The 18,108-nt window shown below is 69.4% G+C and carries 13 protein-coding genes and 2 pseudogenes; 4 read left to right on the top strand and 11 right to left on the bottom strand.

The features are described from left to right. From D7V77_RS29705 to D7V77_RS29690, 4 genes and pseudogenes are all read right to left on the bottom strand, one after another. Nucleotides 1-662: pseudogene (locus D7V77_RS29705) on the bottom strand (transporter); the annotation flags it as partial. Beyond that, nucleotides 659-1,894 carry a sodium:proton exchanger gene (locus D7V77_RS29700; RefSeq protein WP_120579667.1) on the bottom strand — a complete coding sequence of 412 codons (1,236 nt, stop codon included), beginning with the start codon at nt 1,892-1,894 and terminating at the stop codon, nt 659-661. The pseudogene D7V77_RS29705 and the gene D7V77_RS29700, both read right to left, overlap by 4 nt. A 32-nt stretch (nt 1,895-1,926) precedes the next feature. Then, complete coding sequence (locus D7V77_RS29695; protein ID WP_120579666.1) at nt 1,927-2,265, bottom strand: hypothetical protein; 339 nt, start codon at nt 2,263-2,265, stop codon at nt 1,927-1,929. Nucleotides 2,266-2,304: 39 nt separating this feature from the next. Continuing rightward, a complete protein-coding gene (locus D7V77_RS29690) occupies nt 2,305-2,757 on the bottom strand; it encodes a general stress protein (protein ID WP_120579665.1) in 453 nt (150 codons plus the stop codon). A 349-nt stretch (nt 2,758-3,106) separates the two neighbouring features. On the opposite strand from D7V77_RS29690, the gene D7V77_RS29685 reads away from it, so the two are divergent. Beyond that, the gene (locus D7V77_RS29685) at nt 3,107-3,817 is read left to right on the top strand and encodes a TVP38/TMEM64 family protein (protein WP_233597327.1); all 711 of its coding nucleotides are present in this window, start codon (nt 3,107-3,109) and stop codon (nt 3,815-3,817) included. Here D7V77_RS29685 and D7V77_RS29680 read toward each other — a convergent pair. Then, nucleotides 3,804-4,709: a LysR family transcriptional regulator gene (locus tag D7V77_RS29680; protein WP_120579663.1), complete on the bottom strand. Its 906-nt coding sequence runs from the start codon at nt 4,707-4,709 to the stop codon at nt 3,804-3,806. The genes D7V77_RS29685 and D7V77_RS29680 overlap by 14 nt on opposite strands. 102 nt (nt 4,710-4,811) lie before the next feature. Here D7V77_RS29680 and D7V77_RS29675 point away from each other — a divergent pair, with 102 nt between their 5' ends. The 3 genes from D7V77_RS29675 to thiD all read left to right on the top strand — a co-directional run bounded on the left by D7V77_RS29675 (nt 4,812) and on the right by thiD (nt 7,454). Next, the gene (locus D7V77_RS29675) at nt 4,812-5,462 is read left to right on the top strand and encodes an NADPH-dependent F420 reductase (RefSeq protein WP_120579662.1); all 651 of its coding nucleotides are present in this window, start codon (nt 4,812-4,814) and stop codon (nt 5,460-5,462) included. A gap of 85 nt (nt 5,463-5,547) precedes the next feature. Next, the gene (locus tag D7V77_RS29670; RefSeq protein ID WP_120579661.1) at nt 5,548-6,600 is read left to right on the top strand and encodes a hypothetical protein; all 1,053 of its coding nucleotides are present in this window, start codon (nt 5,548-5,550) and stop codon (nt 6,598-6,600) included. Nucleotides 6,601-6,644: 44 nt separating this feature from the next. Further along, nucleotides 6,645-7,454 (top strand): bifunctional hydroxymethylpyrimidine kinase/phosphomethylpyrimidine kinase, encoded by an 810-nt coding sequence (thiD, locus tag D7V77_RS29665; protein WP_120579660.1) that lies wholly within the window; start codon nt 6,645-6,647, stop codon nt 7,452-7,454. A 347-nt stretch (nt 7,455-7,801) separates the two neighbouring features. Here the strand turns inward: thiD and D7V77_RS29660 are convergent, their stop codons facing one another. The 6 genes and pseudogenes from D7V77_RS29660 to D7V77_RS29630 all read right to left on the bottom strand — a co-directional run. After that, the gene (locus tag D7V77_RS29660; protein ID WP_120579659.1) at nt 7,802-11,374 is read right to left on the bottom strand and encodes a DEAD/DEAH box helicase; all 3,573 of its coding nucleotides are present in this window, start codon (nt 11,372-11,374) and stop codon (nt 7,802-7,804) included. Nucleotides 11,375-11,397: 23 nt separating this feature from the next. Further along, the gene (locus tag D7V77_RS29655) at nt 11,398-13,137 is read right to left on the bottom strand and encodes an N-acetylmuramoyl-L-alanine amidase (protein ID WP_120579658.1); all 1,740 of its coding nucleotides are present in this window, start codon (nt 13,135-13,137) and stop codon (nt 11,398-11,400) included. A gap of 84 nt (nt 13,138-13,221) precedes the next feature. Beyond that, the gene (locus D7V77_RS29650) at nt 13,222-13,989 is read right to left on the bottom strand and encodes a DUF3592 domain-containing protein (RefSeq protein ID WP_120579657.1); all 768 of its coding nucleotides are present in this window, start codon (nt 13,987-13,989) and stop codon (nt 13,222-13,224) included. 60 nt (nt 13,990-14,049) lie between these two features. Beyond that, nucleotides 14,050-15,384 carry a hypothetical protein gene (locus D7V77_RS29645; protein ID WP_120579656.1) on the bottom strand — a complete coding sequence of 445 codons (1,335 nt, stop codon included), beginning with the start codon at nt 15,382-15,384 and terminating at the stop codon, nt 14,050-14,052. Further along, nucleotides 15,381-17,552, bottom strand: a complete 2,172-nt coding sequence (locus tag D7V77_RS44375) for a hypothetical protein (RefSeq protein ID WP_169822591.1) — start codon at nt 17,550-17,552, stop codon at nt 15,381-15,383. The genes D7V77_RS29645 and D7V77_RS44375 overlap by 4 nt, the downstream gene beginning before the upstream one ends. Next, nucleotides 17,542-18,108, bottom strand: a pseudogene (locus tag D7V77_RS29630) (hypothetical protein); the annotation flags it as partial. The gene D7V77_RS44375 and the pseudogene D7V77_RS29630, both read right to left, overlap by 11 nt.

Below are 18,108 nucleotides of genomic sequence, written 5' to 3'. Positions count from 1 at the left end.
GGCAGGTCCAGGCCGCTGCCGAACGTCGCGCGGGTGACGCCCGCCGCCAGGCCGAAGGCCACCATCACGAACAGGTCCCCGATGATGACCAGCGCCATCAGGAACTCCGTGAAGGAGCCGCGCGCGGAAGTCTCCTGCACGATGGCGATGGTCACCGTGGGGGAGAACGACACCACCACCGTGGACATAAGCGCGCTCACCGCCAGCGCCTGCGGCACGGTCATGGGGGTCAGGAACGGCAGCACGGGCTTGAGCGCGAACGTCGCCGCGAAGCACACCGCGAACGTCAGCCCGCACACCGTCGCGCAGAGCAGCGCCACGCGCGCGCCCACCCGGCGGATGAGCCCCAGGTGCAGCTCCGTGCCCGCGACGAGCGCGATGAGGCTCACCGCCAGGCCCTTCACCAGCTCCAGGCCCTTCACGCCCGCGTTGGGGATGAAGCCCAGCGCGTACGGCCCTACCGCCACACCCACCAGCAGGTAGCCGGTGAGGCGCGGCAGGCCCATGCCCTTGGCCACCTTGCCCGCGAACAGGCCGCACAACAGCAGCGCGCCCGCCGCCAGCAGCACCGGCGTGCCCGCGTCCGCGCGCACCACCTGCGCCTGGGTGATGGCCGCCAGCAGCCCCATGAGCAGCAGCAACCGGAAGATGGACCCCTTCACGCCACCACCCCCGCGTCACCCTCGGGAGGTGTGTTGCGCGAAGTCGTGGCCCTGGGCTCCGCTGCCAGCACGTGCCGGAAGGCTCCGTGCGCGAGCATCTCGTTGACGACCGCGCCCACCGCCACCACGTCCAGCACGCGCTGAGACAGCGAGCCCGGCACCAGCATCACGTATTCGGCCACCAGGCACAGCGCCAGGCCGCCCTGGGAGATGAGCGCGTAGCCGAAGCGCGGCGGCAGGTCCAACACGCCCGCCGTGAGCCGCTGCGCGAAGCGTCCCCCCAGCACCTTGCCCAGGAAGCGCAGCCCCACGAACGCGGGCAACAGCGCCCAGGCGGACATGTCACGCGCGTGGATGTGGCTGCCCACCAGGAACACCAGCACCAGGTACGTGGGCCGCTCCACGCGCGAGAGCGCCCGCGCCACCCGCTCCGCCGTGCGCCCGCCCATCAACGCCAGCGTCGCGCCGCACGCCACGCCCGCCAGCAGCGACGACAGCCGCAGGTACGCCGCCGCGCCGCCCACCAGCGCCACCATGCCCAGCGTCACCGTGGTCTGCTCCGCCAGGTCCTTCAGCGAATACGTGAGGAACGCCAGCAGCGCGCCGCACGCCACGCCCAGCAGCAGCGTCAGGCTCAGCAGGCCCAGCCCTTCCACCGCGTTGCCGGTGACGCCCAGCACCAGGCCCAGCGCGAGCACGCCCAGGCCCACCGCGTCGTCCATCATCGTGAGCAGCGCCACGCCCAGACCGCGCGCGCGCTCCATCCGCCCGTTGCGGTAGCCCAGCACCGCGAAGTGGCCGGAGGACAGGCTCGCCGCCGCGCCCAGGAGCGCCGCCGCGCCCACCGCCATCAGGGGCCTGAGGCCCATGGACAACAGCAGCGGCACGGACAGCGGCAGCGCGACGAAGAGGAACGCCGTGCCCGCGTGCGCGACCGCCGCCGCGTACACGGGCCGAGGCAACAGCCGCAACAGGCGAGGCTCCAGGTTGAGCCCCAGAAGCACGCCCCCCGTCCCCAGCCCCAGCGCCACCAGCGGGCGCAGGGACTCCAGGTTGCCCACGGTGAGCACGCCCAGGAGGGACGGGCCCAGGAGGGCCCCGAAGATGAGGAACATCAGGCCGCTGGCCGCCAGCTGTGCCAGCGCCGGGAAGCGGCCCGGAGCCAGGAGCGACCGGCTGGACGCGAGCAGCGACAACGCCGCGACGATGAGAAAGACGAGCAGCGCTTGCACGCAACGTGCTTACACCCGTGCGCCCCCGCGCGTCATCCACGCCGATGCGTGGGCGCCGCCAGGACAGGAAGGGCCACCAGGCGACCCATGGGTGGGTCGTCCGCGTCCATCTCCAACTGCACGCGCTGGAGCATGCGATCCAACTCCTCCTGCGGGAGCGCGGGCAGCACGCTCACCAGGACGATGCGGTCCTCATCCGCGCCCAGCGCGAGGCTGCGCAGCCCGGCGAACACCGGGACCTCCGCGGACAAAGCCGCGGCGGCGCTGCGCGCTCGGATGACCATCGGTTCCGGGATGCCAAACTCCCGGAGCCGGCGGATCGCCCGCTCAGTCGTCTCCACCTGTTCGAGGAACGTGATGACCAGGTACACGCGGCCGTCATACCGGAAGACCGCGCTTCCTGTCCCCCGTTACTCGTTGCCACCCGGCTGCGCGGGCTCTTCCGGCGGCTTCACCGGAGCGGAGGTGCCCTCGGCCGCGGGGGCATTCCCGCCGGCGGCCTGGCTCTCCATGGCGGCGCGGGCGGCGCGCTTGCCCTCTTCAATCAGCTTCTTGACCTTCTGCCCGCCCTTGCGGCCGATCTCCTCATAGAAGTTCGGCCCGCGGGTGGCCTTGACGCGGTCGCCACCCTTCTTGCCGATCTCCTCGTAGAACTTCGCGCCGCGCTCGGCCTTCACGGTCTCGCCGCCCTTGCGGCCGATCTCCTCGTAGAAGGAGCGTCCGCGCTCGGCCTTCACCGTCGCTCCACCCTTGCGGCCGATGGTCTCGTAGAACTCGCGACCGCGCTCGTTGCGGACAGTCTCGCCGCCCTTACGCCCGGCCTCAGCCACCGTCATGCTGCCCTTGTTGTCCTTGTCCGACATGTCCGTGTCTCCTCTCGTGACTGACCAACCCCGTCCGCGCCTTGGTGTCCCTTGCCTGAAACCTTGGGACGGAAGCGCCCCGATGCAAGCAAGCTCCGTACACCGCCAGCCGTTCTCTCCTGACATTGCATGCATAATCCCCAAGGATTTCGCGCGCTTGTCAGGCCTGCTGGGCATCCGGTCGGGACGGGTGATTGCCCGGCAGGACGCTCTCGTTGTTCACAACAATTCAGTCCACGTTGCCGATTCCCTGCTCGGATCCCACCTTGTGCGCAACGCCTGACACATGTGTCCGCGGGCGGTGGGGGAGGTTCTTTTGGCGAGTGTCAGGAACGGACTGAAGACCTGGTTGCGAATCCTCGCGCCCATGGTCGTCTCCATTGGCGGTCTGGTGATGCTCCGGCTGTTGGGGCCGGACTTCATCGATCAGCGCACCATCCGGGAGCTGCTGCTTCCCCTGGGCGACTACGCCCCCCTGGCGTACGTGGCCTTCCTGGCCGTGCGGCCCCTGACGCTCTTGCCAGGTCAGGTCCTCACCGCGGTGGGCGGCATGATGTTCGGGACTCTCGCCGCCACCCTCTATTCACTAACGGGCAGCTTCCTGTCCGCCACCCTGCTCTACTTCGTTGCTCGCAAGCTGGGCACGCGGCCCATGCAGCGGCTGTGCGGCAGCAAGTACCCGGCTATCGCCAAGGCGGCGCGGCGGCACGACTTCCAGTTCACGTTCCTGGCGTGCCTCAATCCGTTGTGCCCCACGGACATCATGCTGATCGCCGGCGCGGCGAGCGGCGCGCGCTTCTGGCCGTCCGTGCTGGGTGTCGTGCTGGGCACCATCCCGGGCACCTTCCTCACCGCGCAGTTCGGCAGCGGCCTCGCGCAGGGCCGCACGGTGATGACCGCCGTATCCGCTGTGGGCATGGTGGTGTCGCTGGTGCTGGGCGTCATCTTCGGCCGCCGGTTCTACAAGGAGGTCAACGAGGCGTCGGTGGAAGTTCCCACGCCCGAAGCGGAAGCCCCCCGCGGCCTGCCCGCCGCGAAGGAAGCGCTCACCACGCCGTGACGGCGCGCAGCTCCTCCACCAGGTGCTGGAGGAGCGCGCGGACGCGGGGCACGGACTGGCGCCCTGGCAGGCACAGCGCGTGGACCGGAGGCCCTTCCGCGGCGTACTCCGCCAGGACCTCTACCAGCGCGCCCTCGCGCAGCCGTGCATCGATCATGAAGTCCAGCACCTGGCAGAGCCCGGCACCCGCGGCGGCCAGGTCCAGCAGCGCCGGGCCGTGATCCACGTCGATGGCCGCGCGCGTGCGCACCACTCCGGCCTTGTCTCCTCCGGGTGATTCACGGAAGTGCCACTCGCGGGTGATGCCGCGCGGATCCACGAACTTCAGGCACGCGTGGCGCTCCAGCAGTGACGGGTGCTCCGGTGTCCCGTGCCGCGCCAGATAGGACGGCGACGCCAGGGTCATCCATCGCGTGGAGAACAGCCGCCGCGCCACCAGGCTGGAGTCCTCCATCCCGCCCACGCGAATGGCCACGTCGACCTGCTCCTCCACCAGTTTGCTGAGCCGGTCGCTCATGCGCACGTGCAGCGTGAGCTGCGCGTGGCGGGCCTGGAGCCGCGCCAGCCGGGGCAGCAGCACGGGGCCCAGGATGAACGGCAGTGACACCGTGACTGGCCCTTTGGGCGCGCGGTGCGCCTGGGCCACCGTCTCGCGGGCGGCGCGGATCTGCGCCACGGCCTCGCGCGCCCGCTCCAGGAAGGCGACGCCTTCGGACGTGAGGGCCACCTGCCGGCTGGTGCGCTCCAGGAGCCTGGCGCCCAGCTCCTCCTCCAGCTTCCGCACCGCCTTGCTCACCGCCGCGACGGTGACGCCCAGCCGCTCCGCCGCCTTCCGGAAGCTCCGCTCCTCCGCCACGTGGAGGAAGGGCAACACGCCCGTGAACAGGTCCATGGGTCGCATTGTCAACCCAGGGTTGATGATGGTTCAACCCGGACGTGCTCACGGTCGTCCGGGTTGACGATTAGGGTTCACCCCACACGAAAGGGAGTCCTCATGAAGATCGCGATCCTGGGTACGGGCATGGTGGGCGAGACGCTGGGCAGCAAGCTGGTGGCGCTGGGCCACGAGGTGCGCATGGGCTCGCGCACGCCGGACAACGCGAAGGCCGCCGCGTGGGTGAGGAAGTCCGGGGGCAAGGCTTCGCAGGGAACGTTCCGGGACGCCGCCGCGTTCGCGGAGCTGATCTTCAACTGCACGCTGGGCAATGCCTCGCTGGACGTCCTGAAGTCCGCGGGTGAGGAGGCCCTGCGCGGCAAGGTGCTGGTGGACGTGTCCAACCCGCTCGACTTCACCAAGGGCATGTCGCCGGTGCTCTCCACGCCTCCGGATGACTCACTGGGCGAGCAGATCCAGCGCGCCTTCCCGTCGTTGAAGGTGGTGAAGACGCTCAACACGATGAACTGCGAGGTGATGGTGGATCCGTCACGGGTGCCGGGAGATCACGACGTCTTCGTGTCCGGCAACGACGTGGACGCCAAGGCCCGCGTGAAGCAGCTCCTCACGGAGGGCTTCGGCTGGAAGCACGTCATCGACCTGGGCGACATCACCACCGCCCGCGGCACCGAGGCCTTCCTTCCGCTGTGGCTGCGCCTGTGGGGCACGTTGCGCACCGGCGACTTCAACATCCACGTCGTGAAGCGCTGAAACCATGACGCGGGGGGACGCAACTTCTTCGGCCAGATGCGGATAACCTACCCAAACCCACTTCCCCCGGTGGTTGGAGGTTCTCATGAGCACGATCGACCGCACCCGTTCCCTCGCCGTGCCGTCCTCCACTTCGAAGACGGCCGCGGAGCCGCTCGCGAAGAAGCCGGTGGCGCATCAGCCCGCGTTCCAGAAGTCCTCCTTCGAGCAGTCGCCGTCGCGCGCCTCCACTGCGAACCTGGCGGGCGCCGCGCCGGCGCAGAAGAACGGGCTGCTGGGCGGACTCATCGACGCGGCGGTGGGCGGCATCAAGGACATCCCCCGCTTCCTGCAGATGGGCGCGGACGTCTTCAACGCCACCACGGTGAAGGAGATCACCAGCCTCTTTGGCGGCGCGAAGCCGGACCGCGCGCAGGACGGCATGTTCGTGGGCGCGGGCGGCAAGGTGCTCCCGTCGACGACGAAGCTGGGCGACGTGCCGGGCATCACGCCGAAGAACAACCCGAACCCGGACAAGACGATCCTCTACGTCAACGGCATCATGACGCCGACGGCGGGTCAGGTGAACGAGATGCAGGCGCTGGCGGACAGCTCCGGCGCGAAGGTGGTGGGCATCCACAACGCGACCGAAGGCCTGGTGAAGGACCTGGGCCAGTGCGTGACGGACAAGCTGGACAAGGGCAAGAACCCCGCCGTGGACACGCTGGCGGACACGCTCTACTCGGAGCTGAAGGCCGGCCGCGACGTGCACCTGGTGGGATACAGCCAGGGCGGCCTCATCACCGCGCGAGCGCTGAACGACGTGGCGAAGCGGCTGCGCGTGGAAGACGGGCTGTCCCCCGCGCAGGTGGAGGCGAAGATGAGCCACCTGCAGGTGGAGACCTTCGGCGCCGCGTCCACGAAGTACCCGGACGGCCCGCAGTACGTGCACTACGTCAACAACGCGGACCCCGTGCCCACGCTCACCGGCCTGGGCGGCGATGTGGATCCGCTGGCCTTCCTGAAGGACGCGGGCAAGGGCGCGGTGGTGCACCGCTTCACCGACGGCAACCTGAACCCCATCAGCAACCACATGCTGGACACGCTGTACCTGAAGCACCGCGTGGACTTCGACCAGGCCCGGCAGAACCAGTTCTAGTTCCAGGGCCCCAGGCGCCGGGCCGCGGCTAGGATGCCGCGCCCATGAAGCCCTTCCCTGTCGCAACCGCCCTCACCATCGCCGGCTCTGATAGCGGCGGTGGCGCGGGCATCCAGGCCGACCTCCGCACCTTCTCCTTCCACCGAGTGCACGGCACCAGCGCCGTGACGGCCATCACCGCGCAGAACACGCGAGGCGTCACGCGCGTGGACCTGCTCCCGCCCGAGTCCGTCACCGCGCAGGTGGACGCCGTCGCATCGGACATGCGCGTGGACGCGGTCAAGGTGGGCATGCTGGCCCAGCGCCCGCTCATCGAAGCCGTGGCGGATCAGCTGGCCCGCGTGTCGCTGGGCCCCATCGTGGTGGATCCAGTGATGGTGTCCCGAGCGGGCTCGCAGCTCATCGACAATGAGGCGGTGGAGGCGTTGCGCGCGCGCATGCTACCCCTGGCGGCCATCCTCACGCCCAACCGACATGAAGCGAAGCTGCTCGCGGGCATGGACATCCAGACGCTGGAGGACATGCGCGAGGCGGCCCGACGCATCCACGCCCTGGGCTCCCGCGTGGTGCTGGTGAAGGGCGGCGGCATGCCGGGCGCGCTGCGCGGCACGGACGTGTGGTTCGACGGGACGCGCATGGAGACGCTGTCCGTGGCGCCCGTGGACACGCCGAACACGCACGGCACTGGCTGCACGCTGTCCGCCGCGATCGCCGCGAGGCTCGCGCTGGGGACTCCGCCGCTGGAGGCCGTGCGGCTCGCGAAGGAGTACGTCACCTCCGCCCTGCGCTACCCGCTCGCCGTGGGCCATGGGAACGGCCCGATCGGGCACTTCTTCCCGCTGACTCACGACTAAAACATAGACATGAAATGCAATTGATTGCAATCAATTGCAGATATTCAGCAAATGAAACATGTATTTAACTGATGCATGTTTCACTGGGTGGGTCGAGACTCACTGAAGTTGTGTTCATGTGGGCATGGCAGTCCTGATCGGGCAGGTGGGTGTAGGCGCTGGCGATGATTGTCCGCCGACAAACGGCGCACTTCACCCACCTGATCACTGTTTCATGTAGGCACGGCCGATCAGAACCCCAGGACTGCTCAGCCGTTCAGATCTGGGTGCACTGGAAATGGCTAAAAGTCTGTTCAGTGCCCGTTCAGGCGCACGAATGGGTCCGAGAAAAACCACGGAAAGACCGTTCAGTGCTTCGTCGCGTCGGAATCGAGCCCGTCGATGCCCGGCATCCGCTGCGCGAGCAACCCGAGCAGCTCCTGGGTGGACAGGCGGGCGGCGGCGTCCTTGCCCTCCAGCACACCGGCCACCAGGGCCCGCTTCTGTTCATGGAGCGAGAGCATCTGCTCCTCGATCGTCCCACGCGACACCAGCCGGTAGACCGTGACGGGTCGCTGCTGGCCGATGCGGTGGGCGCGATCGGAGGCCTGATCCTCCACGGCGGGGTTCCACCAGGGGTCCAGGTGGATGACGCTAGTGGCGGCCGTCAGGTTGAGACCGAAGCCGCCCGCCTTGAGTGAAATCAGGAACAGGGGGGCGTCGCCCTCCTGGAAGGCACGCACGCGGTCCGCCCGTGCGCTGGCGGGGGTGGAGCCGTCCAGGTACTCGTAGGCGATGCCCTGGGCATCCAGCACCTCGCGGACCAGCGCCAGGTGGGACGTGAACTGGCTGAACACCAGTGCACGGTGGCCCTCCTCGCGCAGCTCCTGGATGAGCTCCAGGAAGCGCTCCAGCTTGGAGGACTCCAGCTTGGACGCCTTGTCGTACAGGCGCGGGTGCGACGCGAGCAGCCGCAGCCGCGTCAGCGCCGCCAGCACCTCGATGCGCCGCTCCTGGTCCTTCATCTTCGCCTTGCGCGTCTCCAGGTCGGACAGGGCCGCCAGGCGCGCGTCCTCGTAGAGCGTCCACTCCGGCGGGGACAGGACGACGGGCACGTGCACGTCCGTGCGCGGCGGCAGCTGCGCCTCCACCTGGGCCTTGGCGCGGCGCAGCAGGAAGGGCTGGAGCACGCGGGCCAGCGCGGGCGCGGCAGTCGGATCCACCTGCTTCTCGATGGGCGCGGCGAAGCGGTTGCGGAACGCCTCCAGGCTGCCCAGCAGCCCCGGGAAGACGACCGCGAAGAGCGACCACAGCTCGCCCAGGTGGTTCTCCAGCGGCGTGCCGGACAGCGCGAACTTGAAGTCGCTCTGGAGCGCTCGCGCCGCGCGGAAGCGCTGCGTGGCCGCGTTCTTCAGCTGCTGGGCCTCGTCGAAGACGATGGTGGAGAAGCGCAGCGCGGCCAGCCGCTCGATGTCGCGCACGAGCAGGCCATAGCTGAGCACCAGTACGTCGCGAGGCCCCAGCCGCTCCAGCGTGCCGCCCCGGTCCTCCGCGTCGGAGAAGATCGTCACCCTCAGCGACGGGGCGAAGCGCTTCGCTTCATCCCGCCAGTTGAAGGCCACCGACGTGGGAGCCAGCACCAGCGCGGGCCCATGCTTCGCGCGATCCAGCAGCACGGCAAGGGCCTGCACCGTCTTGCCCAGGCCCATGTCGTCCGCGAGCACCCCACCCGCGTTCCACGACGCCAGCCGCGTGAGCCAGCGGAAGCCTTCGAGCTGGTAGTCACGCAGCTCCGTCTTGAGCGCCGCGGGCACCCGGGGCTTCAGCTCCTTCGCCGCGAAGATTCGCTCGACCAGCGTCTTCCAGGACGCATCCGCGTCGATGAGCGCGCCCGCGGTGCCCAGCCCCGCCAGGGCCTCCGCCGCGGACGGGCCCACCTCCAGCCCGTGCTTCGACAGGTACGTGTGATCCGCCAGCTTCTCCAGCTGCTCGCGCAGCGCCGCTTCGATCTCCACCCACGTGCGCGCGTCCACCTGGACGAAGCGTTCCTTGCGCCGGGCCGCGTCCAGGAGCCGCGCCAGCTCCACCCGCTCGCCCTCCACGGACAGGCTGCCCAGCACGCCGAACCACTCGCGCTTGCGCTCCAGGACGACCTTCAGGTCGCCCGCGCCCCGCTTGGGCACGAGCCGCATGGACGCGCCCACCCACTCCAGCTCCGGCCGGGGCTCCATCTCCGCGCACGCGGCCAGCACCGCCAGCCCGCCCTGCGCGCTGTGGAAGAGGAAGCAGAACGGCAGCTCCTGCGGCTCCGCCGTCTGCAAGGGCAACCGGGCCTGGAGCGCCGCGCCCGCCGTCAGCTCGCGCCCGAAGTCGCGCACCGCGTGGAAGGACCGCGTGTCGCGCCGCACGTGCACGTCGCGAGGTCCCTCACCGGGCAGATACGCCGGGCCATCCGGCAGCGCTCGCAGCCGCAGCTCCAGCCGCACCGCGCCCCCAGGCTGTCCTTCCAGCCGGAGCACCGGGAGCTGCTGCGGCGCGATGGATTCCCCCATCACGCTGCGGGGCATGGCCACGGGCAGGCGGACGGAGAGCTTCGACAGGTGCTCCAGCAGCGGCCCGTGACTCTCTGGAGGAAACGCGTTGCCGTGCCGCTGGAGCACCGTGGCCATGGCGCGCACCTCCGGGCTCACGTCCAGCACCGTGAGCACGTGCGCGCCTTCGTCCCAGAGGAACACCGCGTCCTCCGGCTTCGCCTTGCGCACGCGCTCCAGCAACGGCGCGGGCAGCACGGTGCCGTCCACGCCCGCGTTCACCAGCACGGTGCCGCCCCGGTCCTCGGCGACCAGGCCCACCTTCTCGCGCTCGATGCGCACGGGGATGTCCTGCGTGCCCTCCAGCGACAGGCGCGGATGATCAATCAACTCGAACAGCAGCGCGCGCGACGCGGGGGCCGTGCTGTCGGAGAGCAGCGCGGCGATGCGCGAATCCGAGGGGCTGAGCTGCGAGCCGTACTCCTGCAACAGCTTGCGCCGGCCGACCTTCGCCCCCGTCGTGCGCTGGCCCTTCTTCGTGCGCCGGTGCACGTAGGGCGCGACCTCCACGCCGTACCCTTCGATGACGTCCAGCCGCCAGGAGATCTCCACGCCTCCGCCGCCGCCCGGGCTCTCCTCCACCGCCCGCTCCAGCGCGCGCAGCGTCCGGGCCCACGCGGGCCGGACCAGCTCCTCCAGCGTCTCGCCGAAGTCCTCCGTCCAGCGCTGCCGCAGCCACAGGAGCGCCGTGTCCACCGCCGCCAGCTGGTGCACGCAGAACGTGGCGCCGCACGAACAGTCCACCGTCACGCCGGATGGACTGAACGTCAGCCGCGCGTCCGCGAGGATGAAGCCCGAGCCCGGCGGGGACACCGGCAGCTCGGAGATGCGCGTCTCCTTGAGGCGGAAGCCCGGCAGGTCCGGCTCCTCCACCAGCGCTTCCAGCGACAGCGCGCGCTCCGGACGCGGCGCGATGCTCGAAGGCACGCGAGCACGCCAGGCAAGCAACATCCCGTGGACCGTGTGCGTGCGCTTGTCGGCCGGGGGCGCGATCCGCTCCGCGACGGAAGCCCGGGCATCGAGGGTGGCCTGCCGCTCGTCCTCCACGTAGCGCCAGGCGAGCTTCGGCAGCAGGTCCCGCATGCGCGGCGTGGGCAGCATCTCCGCCGTCCAGCGGTCGAGCGTGTCCTGGGCCAGCACCTCCACCAGCCTGCGGCGGGAGATGACCGCGCGCACCTGCGGCAGGTATGCGGCCTCCACGCGAGGCGTGAGCAGGGCCAGGCTCAGGCGCGACAGGTGCTCCAGTCCCTCCGCGCGCAGCCACGCGCGCAGGTCCGCCTCCGTCTGGAACGGGGGCGCGTGGGGATCCTGCGCGGGCTTGGGGCTGGACGGGGGGGACTGCTCGGCCATGGGGACTGACGACAACGAACGCGTCAGTCTACCTTGGCCATGCGGCGGCGATCACCGAGGAACTCTTCCACTCCCAGCACGATGTTCTTCGCCACCTCGTCCTGGAAGCGCTCGGACGCCAGGCGCTTCTCGTCCTCCGCGTGCGACAGGAAGGACGTCTCCACCAGGATGGCGGGCATCTTCGCGCCCAGGAGCACGTAGAACAGCGCCTCCTTGTGGCCCAGGTCCTTGATGCCGTCGTACTGGCCGGACAGGCCCGTCACCAGGTTGTGCTGCACGGCGTTCGCCAGCCGCGACGACTCCTCCGTGTTCGCCTTGGTGGCCAGGTCCGCCAGGATGAACTGGAGGTCGCTGATGCCCTTCTCGGAGGAAGCGTTCTCGCGAGCGGCCAGGCGGATGGAGTAGCGGTCCGCGGACGTGTTGAGCGTGTACGTCTCGATGCCGCGCAGCTTGTGCGTCGCCGCCGAGTTGCAGTGCACCGAGATGAACAGGTCTCCGTGCGCCTCGTTGGCCAGCTTCGCGCGGTCCTCCAGGCGGATGAACGTGTCGTCGTCGCGGGTGAGCACGACCTCCAGGCCCTTCTCCCGCAGGCCGTCCGCGACCTTCTTGGAGATGGCCAGGGCCACCTCCTTCTCCTTCGTCCCCGCCTTGCCCACCGCGCCAGAGTCATGGCCGCCGTGGCCCGGGTCGATGACCACGCGGCGCACCTTCAGCCCCAGCTGCTCCGCCAGCGTCAGCTCCGCGTGGCGCGACTGCTTCGCCACGGCCTTGAGCCGCGCCTGCGCCACCTGCGCGTCCACCGGCGCCGTCACCGGGCGCGGAGCCTCCGGCTTCGTCTCCTGCTTCGACGCCACCACCACGGGGGCGGCCGGCTTCGGAGCGACCGGGGCGCTGTCCACCACCGGAGCCGGAGCCTTCGACGCCACGGCCGGAACCTCCACGCGGGCCTCCGGCTTCGACGTCCCGTGCGAGGACGCCATCGCCTCCGGAGCCTTCGCGTCCACGGCCCGGTCAGCGACGGTGGGCGCGTCCACGATGTTCGCCGAGGAGTCCTTCGTCGAGGTCTCGGAGCCCGAGGCCGGGACGTTCGGATCCAGGCGCGGCAGCACCGGCGACGGCTCGCGAGCGAGCTTGGAGATCGCATCCACCAGCGGCGAACTGGAGGGCGCGGCGGCGACGGCGGTGTCCGGCGTGGACTTCACCACCGGGGGCAGCGGCTTCACGGTGGGCTTCGGGGGCGGCGTCTTGCTGGGCGGGGGCAGCGAGGCCAGCAGCGACTTCAGCTCCTTGGCCTGGTCGCCCTTGGGGTTGGTGGCCAGCGATTCGTTGAGGACCTTCCGGGCCGCTTCCGGCTTGTCCAGGCGGTTGACGTGGATGCGCGCCAGCGCCAGCGCCGCGTCATCCGCGAGCCGGTGCTTCGGGTGCGCCTCCACCAGCTTGGAGTAGTCCGAGATGGCCGACTGCAGGTCCTCGTCCACGAAGGAGATGCGGCTCAGCTCCTGGAGCAGGTCGCCCGCGGTGAAGAGGGCATCGGGGGCGCGGTCGCTCTTGGGGAAGCGCGTGGCCACGGCCTCGAAGCGGTGCACCACGTTGAGCCAGTGGTGGCGCAGCTTGCGGCGGGACGCGTCGTCCTTCAGCGCGTAGTAGGCGCGGCGGGCCTGCTGGTACGCCTCCTCCGCTTCGTTGCGCTTGCCGGCTCCGACGGCGCTCGGGGCCGTGAGGAGCAGCACGGGCAGCACGAAGTGGGAGAAGCGAACGCGCATGGAAGCCTCCGGACGTTGCAGCTACAGGCGTGTGTCACACGGCCTCTGGGGGCCAGCAACTTTTCAACCCCACCTGTCCGTCCGTCAGCGCACCCAGCCCAGCGTCCGCGCCAGCTCCTCGTCGATGACGCGGCACCACCCCGGCTCGGAGGGAACCACGGCGGCCAGCACCTTGCCGCCATTGCGCACCGGGGCCCGCTGGGGGCGGCAGCGCGCCCGCACGGCGTGCTTCACGTCCTGGCGGAAGAAGTGCGCGGGGAACACGGCCTCGCCCTTCCCTTCCGGCAGGTAGCCATCGTCCGGAGTGAGCCACACCAGCGCGCCCAGGCGCAGGGGCACCACCTCCCGGCGCCACAGCCGCCGCACCTCCCACGCGAAGCCGCCCAGGGCCACCAGCGCCCCCAGGCCCAGGCCCCAAGGCAGCAGGCCCACCCGGGCCGCCTGGGCCCGAGCGTGGGTCGCCTCGCGAGGCCGCCCCGGCTGGGACGGATCCACCAGCAGCTGCACCCGGGCACCGTGGCCCAGGCCCGCGGCATGTTCCGCGGCCGTGCGCACGCCCGACACGGAGTGATCCTCGCCCGCGAACGTGTAGAGGACGTCCAGCGTGCCTTCCGCGTCCTCGTGCTGGCTCGGAGGGGGCGCATGACTCGCGCCCACCACCGCGTCCACCAGCTCCGCGCTGGAGGTGAAGCGCTGCTCCTCGATGAAGTAGCGGCCGGCGTAGCTGGCACCCAGGCCCAGCACGGTGATGATCACCAGGCCCAGCACCACCCCGCGCACCAACCGCGCCACGGCCCCAGGCACCTGGGCGAGTTTGACGCTGCGGGGGGCATGGGGGATGGCGAGCTGCATGGCGGGCGCGAAGCCTACTTCACGACCGGTGGTCGCGCTTCATTCGTGCCCGGTCCCAAGTCAGCCCCGATGCCGTTCCGCTTCCCGGAAGAATTGGGTGAGAGAGTAGTCCAGCAGCGCCTCGCAAGACTGCATGTACCGGCGGGCGCGAAGGAAGGGGAGCCAGACGCGCTTGCCGACACGCACTTGCGACTCCTCCAGCTTTTGCCGTGGCACCCATGTCCCGCCCAGCCGCCGGACCAGCGTACGCCCCAAGTAGGCTCCCAGGGCCGGTGCGGTGTGACTGTCGATGAGGTCTCGCAGGTACCGCTTCGGGAAGCTCTCCTTCCAGAAATAGAAGTCGAGGTCCGTCAGGGACTCAGGGGTCTCATCGAAGATGGTGGGCACCTTGGTGTGCAGCGCCGCCACGAGGCCTTCTGACAGGTCGTCGTAGTCGCTGAGAACACGCTCCGGATTCTCGACGTCCGCCGGGAGTGCGACCGGGAGCCACTCCTCCGGCTCGGGTGGCCGGAAGGCGTTGAATTCAGCAATCTTCTGCTGCCGCTCGCTGATGGCGAATTCGTATGGCAGACGGGAGAGGAGCGGCGCCAGATCGGGGTCGTAGCGGGGCTCCACCGGAGCGAGCGCGGCACTGCGCTCTCTCAGAGCCCGCAGCACCGTGCCGAAATCAAGCTCCGGCCTGAGGTGCACATGGGCACGCGCCTGCGCCACGCGCGCTTCCTCACTGGCGAAGTCGGCGGCCGTGGGCCGCAGCACTAGCAGGACGGAACCGTTGGGGAGTTCCTCTACGAGGTGCGCAGGAGTCGAGAGCACCCGCTCACGGCCTACCGTCTCCACCAACTTGGGACCGAAGACATTGAGCCAGGAGAGCTCATACACTTTATCGAAGCCATCCCTCCAAGCGGTCTCGTTATCCCGGCCAAAGTAGGGAGCGCCTGCCAATTGTTCATCGGCGGAACTATGGGCCGATGCGTACGAAGGCGGATAGCGCAATGCCCACGCACGAACCAGCTCCACAAGTCGAGCGCACGGCGCCTTCTCGGAAAACAGCGGGAGCGAATCAATGTGGATCAAGACGGAAAAATCAGAGGGGAGCGGAGGAAACCGAAGGCTCAATGACATATCCAACGCAGGCTCTTGCGTTCGATACAATCCAATGAACGTGATCCTCTCCATGCGCCTTTCCTTGAGAGCCTTCCAGGTGGCATCCCTGGAATACTTGCGGTCACGCTTCCCCCCAACAACATCTGGCATCCAATCGCCCGCATGCTCCTCAAGAGCTTGGAAGAACGGTCCCAGTTCCTCCTCAATTGAGGTCGCACTGTCAAACGTCGCTTCCAATGACAGCGCGAGATAGTCCGCTGACCTTGACTCCGGCAGGTTCAGATACTTCATTGAAACCCGACCTCCACTTCCTGAACTGCCTTACGCGTATCTCTTAAAGCGCCTGCCAGGTCTTTTACGCTCCTGGGTTTGAAGCCTCCACCTTCATAGATCAAGCGAACTCTCTGAACCCGCGCATCTATCTGCATGCCAGGGCGTCGGATGTTCAGCATCTCGCCGTAGTACCTCAAGGCCGCGCTCGCGTCCTCGATCATTTGCGCCTTGAGCGCGTCGGCCCCTGACTGCGAAAGGTTTCGGCTCTTGAAGCTGAAGGTCTCCACACGAGGAGAAGTGCCGGGAGCTGGCCGTTCCTCGATGACGAGCACGTCCGCGAAGCGCAGGTCCGACTTCTTTACTCCCACGTGCGTCTCGATGCGAGGCTGGTCGAAGTCTCCGAGCCATCGGCGCTGCGCCCGAGGGAGGGCCGCATCCGCCTCCAGGAGGGCAACCATGGCTTTCTCGAAGGCCAGTCCGCGGGCGTAGTTGGCAAACATCTCCTGGTAGCCCGCCCACTTCAGGGGCCCCTTGACGTCAGCACCGCTCTGAATCTCCTGGAGCCGCCGCTCTCTGTAGGCGACGTAGTCGTGCCAGAGGCCCGCGCTCTTCTCGACTCCCGCTGGAGGTGCATCCAGCTTGGGCGCCATTTGATTCAACAGCTCCACATCCTTCGGGAGGCGTGGACCCGAGGCCTCCAGTTCCGCCTGGAGCAGCTTTGCCTTCGCCGCCTCCACGGCGGACGCGCTGGCGTCCTGTGACAGGACAGCTGCGCTGCCAGCCCGCTTCCCGGCCACGCCCTCCGTCGCCGCGGCTCGGGCGGACTCGCGACGGGCCTCCGCCAGCATCGCCTGCGCCTTCGCCGGATTTCCGCGGGCCTCGTACAGTGCCAGCAACCCCGCCTCGCCCCACTCGGCGGCGACCCACGCGCCCTCCCGGCTGGCCTGGAGGTAGCGCAGCAGGTCGCGGCCGGCGTTGACGCCCAGCTGCTCTTCCAGGCGGCCCATCAGCGCGTTCAGCCCATCCAGGTCCAATGCCGGCATCTGGATCCGCCGCAGTCCTCCGCGCGCCTCGAGAAGCGCCCGTGCACCCTTGCCCCCGGCATACAGCGCCACCGCCAGTGCTGCCGGCGCCAGCTCACGCGTGGCCTGCTCGTACTGACCCTGCGTCAGCGAGTACGCCCCGTGCCCCGTCCCAGCCACCAGGTGGAAGAAGCCCAGTGGCACGCCGAAGGTCAGGTGATCAAAAGCTCCGGCCGAAACACTTCCCGGTGCGTAGTGGCGCTCCATCAACGCCTTCCGCACTTCGTCGAGAGCGGCCTGATACGGCGGCGGCAACTGCTCTCGCATCGCCATGAGCTCCGTGTACCGGACCTCACCACTCACGGAAGTGCTGGAGAGCATGTCCCGGCCCGCGCGTCCCAACCCGCGAAGCACATCCCGGCCCTGCTCTCCTCGCTCCGGGAACCCTTCAAGCGCCAGGCCCCGCCGCGTCAGCTCCTCGCGGACGGTGGCCATGCTCCCCAGCGTCTCCCCCAACTGCTTGTCGCGCGCCAGCAGTCGCACCACCTCGCGCAGCTCATCGTCGAAGGACGTATGGAGGACGAAGAGAGCAAGGACCTCGGCATACGGCACGCCGTACTTCTCGGTGGTGGCGACAAGGAACGCCGCGCGCTTGCGGCCAAGGGCCTCAGAGGCCCGCGCGTCGAGTGGCCCCAGGGCCCCGAGGCGGACGGCGTCCCAGTCCCTCAGCGATTCCACCAGCGCGGCCATGTCCACCCCGCGCTGCATGGCCACGAACGCCGCGGGCGAGTCACATGCCAGGAAGGGCGTGAGCACCTCCCGGCTCGTATCCAGGCGAGGCCAACCGGAAGGCAGTGCCTTGTCACCGCAGGTGACACCGTCCGCCTCACCCGTGCCTCGCGCCCTCGCGACCGCTTCGGACAACGGGCCACGCCGAAAACCCAGGGGAGCCACCGCGTGTTCCCCAGCCGCAGGACCCGGCTCCTCGTCCTGGTACACACCTGCCGCCGCGGTCCTCGCTGCCTGGGGTGGCATGGACAAGGCGCTGAACGCCAGGGTGGCACCGTGGCGCGTCTTCGCGGGAAACGAAGCGCAGCCCGAGGCGAGGAGGGCCACCATCACAATGAGGCCGCCTCCGCTGCGCCGCAGTTGATCAGCGCACATTGTCCACCCCCAGGCCCACTGCCGCGAAGGCCCCCGGCCGCAGCGTCCCCTCGGGTGTGGGAAACAGCAGCGTGCCGCCCTGCCCTACCGCGTACAGCTTTCCGCCCAGGAAGCGCCACCGGGCCTCGCTTGAAACGAGGACGCGCGCCCCTGGCTGGCCCGCGCCCGCCGCCAATCCGCCCACAGCCAGGGTGAGGTCGCGGTGGAACACCTGCGCTTCCAGCCGCCCATCCACGTCCACGCGGCCCCAATTGAAGGCCTCCGCCCCCATCGTCAGACGGAAATGGCGCTTCCCCAGCACGCCCAGCCCCTCGGAATCCCAACTGAGAATCACCTCCCCATAGACCGAGGCCCCGTCCGGGAACGGCGCATCCGCCTGTGGCACTGAGGACGGCCCCGCCACCTGGAAGCGCGCCAACTCGTAGTCCGGACCGAAGGCCCCCTGGCGGAAGCCGCCCCGCTGCAGGCGTCCCTCCAGGCGCGCCCGCAGGTCCATCGCCGAGGACACGGACTCCACGCCCAGGCCGGCCACCGCGCCCCACGCGCCCCCTTCGCC

It is taken from the genome of Corallococcus sp. CA041A (assembly GCF_003612075.1).
GTDB lineage: Bacteria > Myxococcota > Myxococcia > Myxococcales > Myxococcaceae > Corallococcus > Corallococcus exiguus.
Note: the sequence above shows the minus strand (reverse complement) of the source record. Positions and strands in the feature narration are given on the sequence as shown.

What these genes read in the sequence shown, in the direction of transcription:
- D7V77_RS29690 (WP_120579665.1), bottom strand. Translation starts at nt 2,757, where the DNA reads ATGTCGGACAAGGACAACAAGGGCAGCATGACGGTGGCTGAGGCCGGG.
- D7V77_RS29680 (WP_120579663.1), bottom strand. Translation starts at nt 4,709, where the DNA reads ATGGACCTGTTCACGGGCGTGTTGCCCTTCCTCCACGTGGCGGAGGAG.
- D7V77_RS29675 (WP_120579662.1), top strand. Translation starts at nt 4,812, where the DNA reads ATGAAGATCGCGATCCTGGGTACGGGCATGGTGGGCGAGACGCTGGGC.
- D7V77_RS29670 (WP_120579661.1), top strand. Translation starts at nt 5,548, where the DNA reads ATGAGCACGATCGACCGCACCCGTTCCCTCGCCGTGCCGTCCTCCACT.
- thiD (WP_120579660.1), top strand. Translation starts at nt 6,645, where the DNA reads ATGAAGCCCTTCCCTGTCGCAACCGCCCTCACCATCGCCGGCTCTGAT.
- D7V77_RS29660 (WP_120579659.1), bottom strand. Translation starts at nt 11,374, where the DNA reads ATGGCCGAGCAGTCCCCCCCGTCCAGCCCCAAGCCCGCGCAGGATCCC.
- D7V77_RS29655 (WP_120579658.1), bottom strand. Translation starts at nt 13,137, where the DNA reads ATGCGCGTTCGCTTCTCCCACTTCGTGCTGCCCGTGCTGCTCCTCACG.
- D7V77_RS29650 (WP_120579657.1), bottom strand. Translation starts at nt 13,989, where the DNA reads ATGCAGCTCGCCATCCCCCATGCCCCCCGCAGCGTCAAACTCGCCCAG.
- D7V77_RS29645 (WP_120579656.1), bottom strand. Translation starts at nt 15,384, where the DNA reads ATGAAGTATCTGAACCTGCCGGAGTCAAGGTCAGCGGACTATCTCGCG.
- D7V77_RS44375 (WP_169822591.1), bottom strand. Translation starts at nt 17,552, where the DNA reads ATGTGCGCTGATCAACTGCGGCGCAGCGGAGGCGGCCTCATTGTGATG.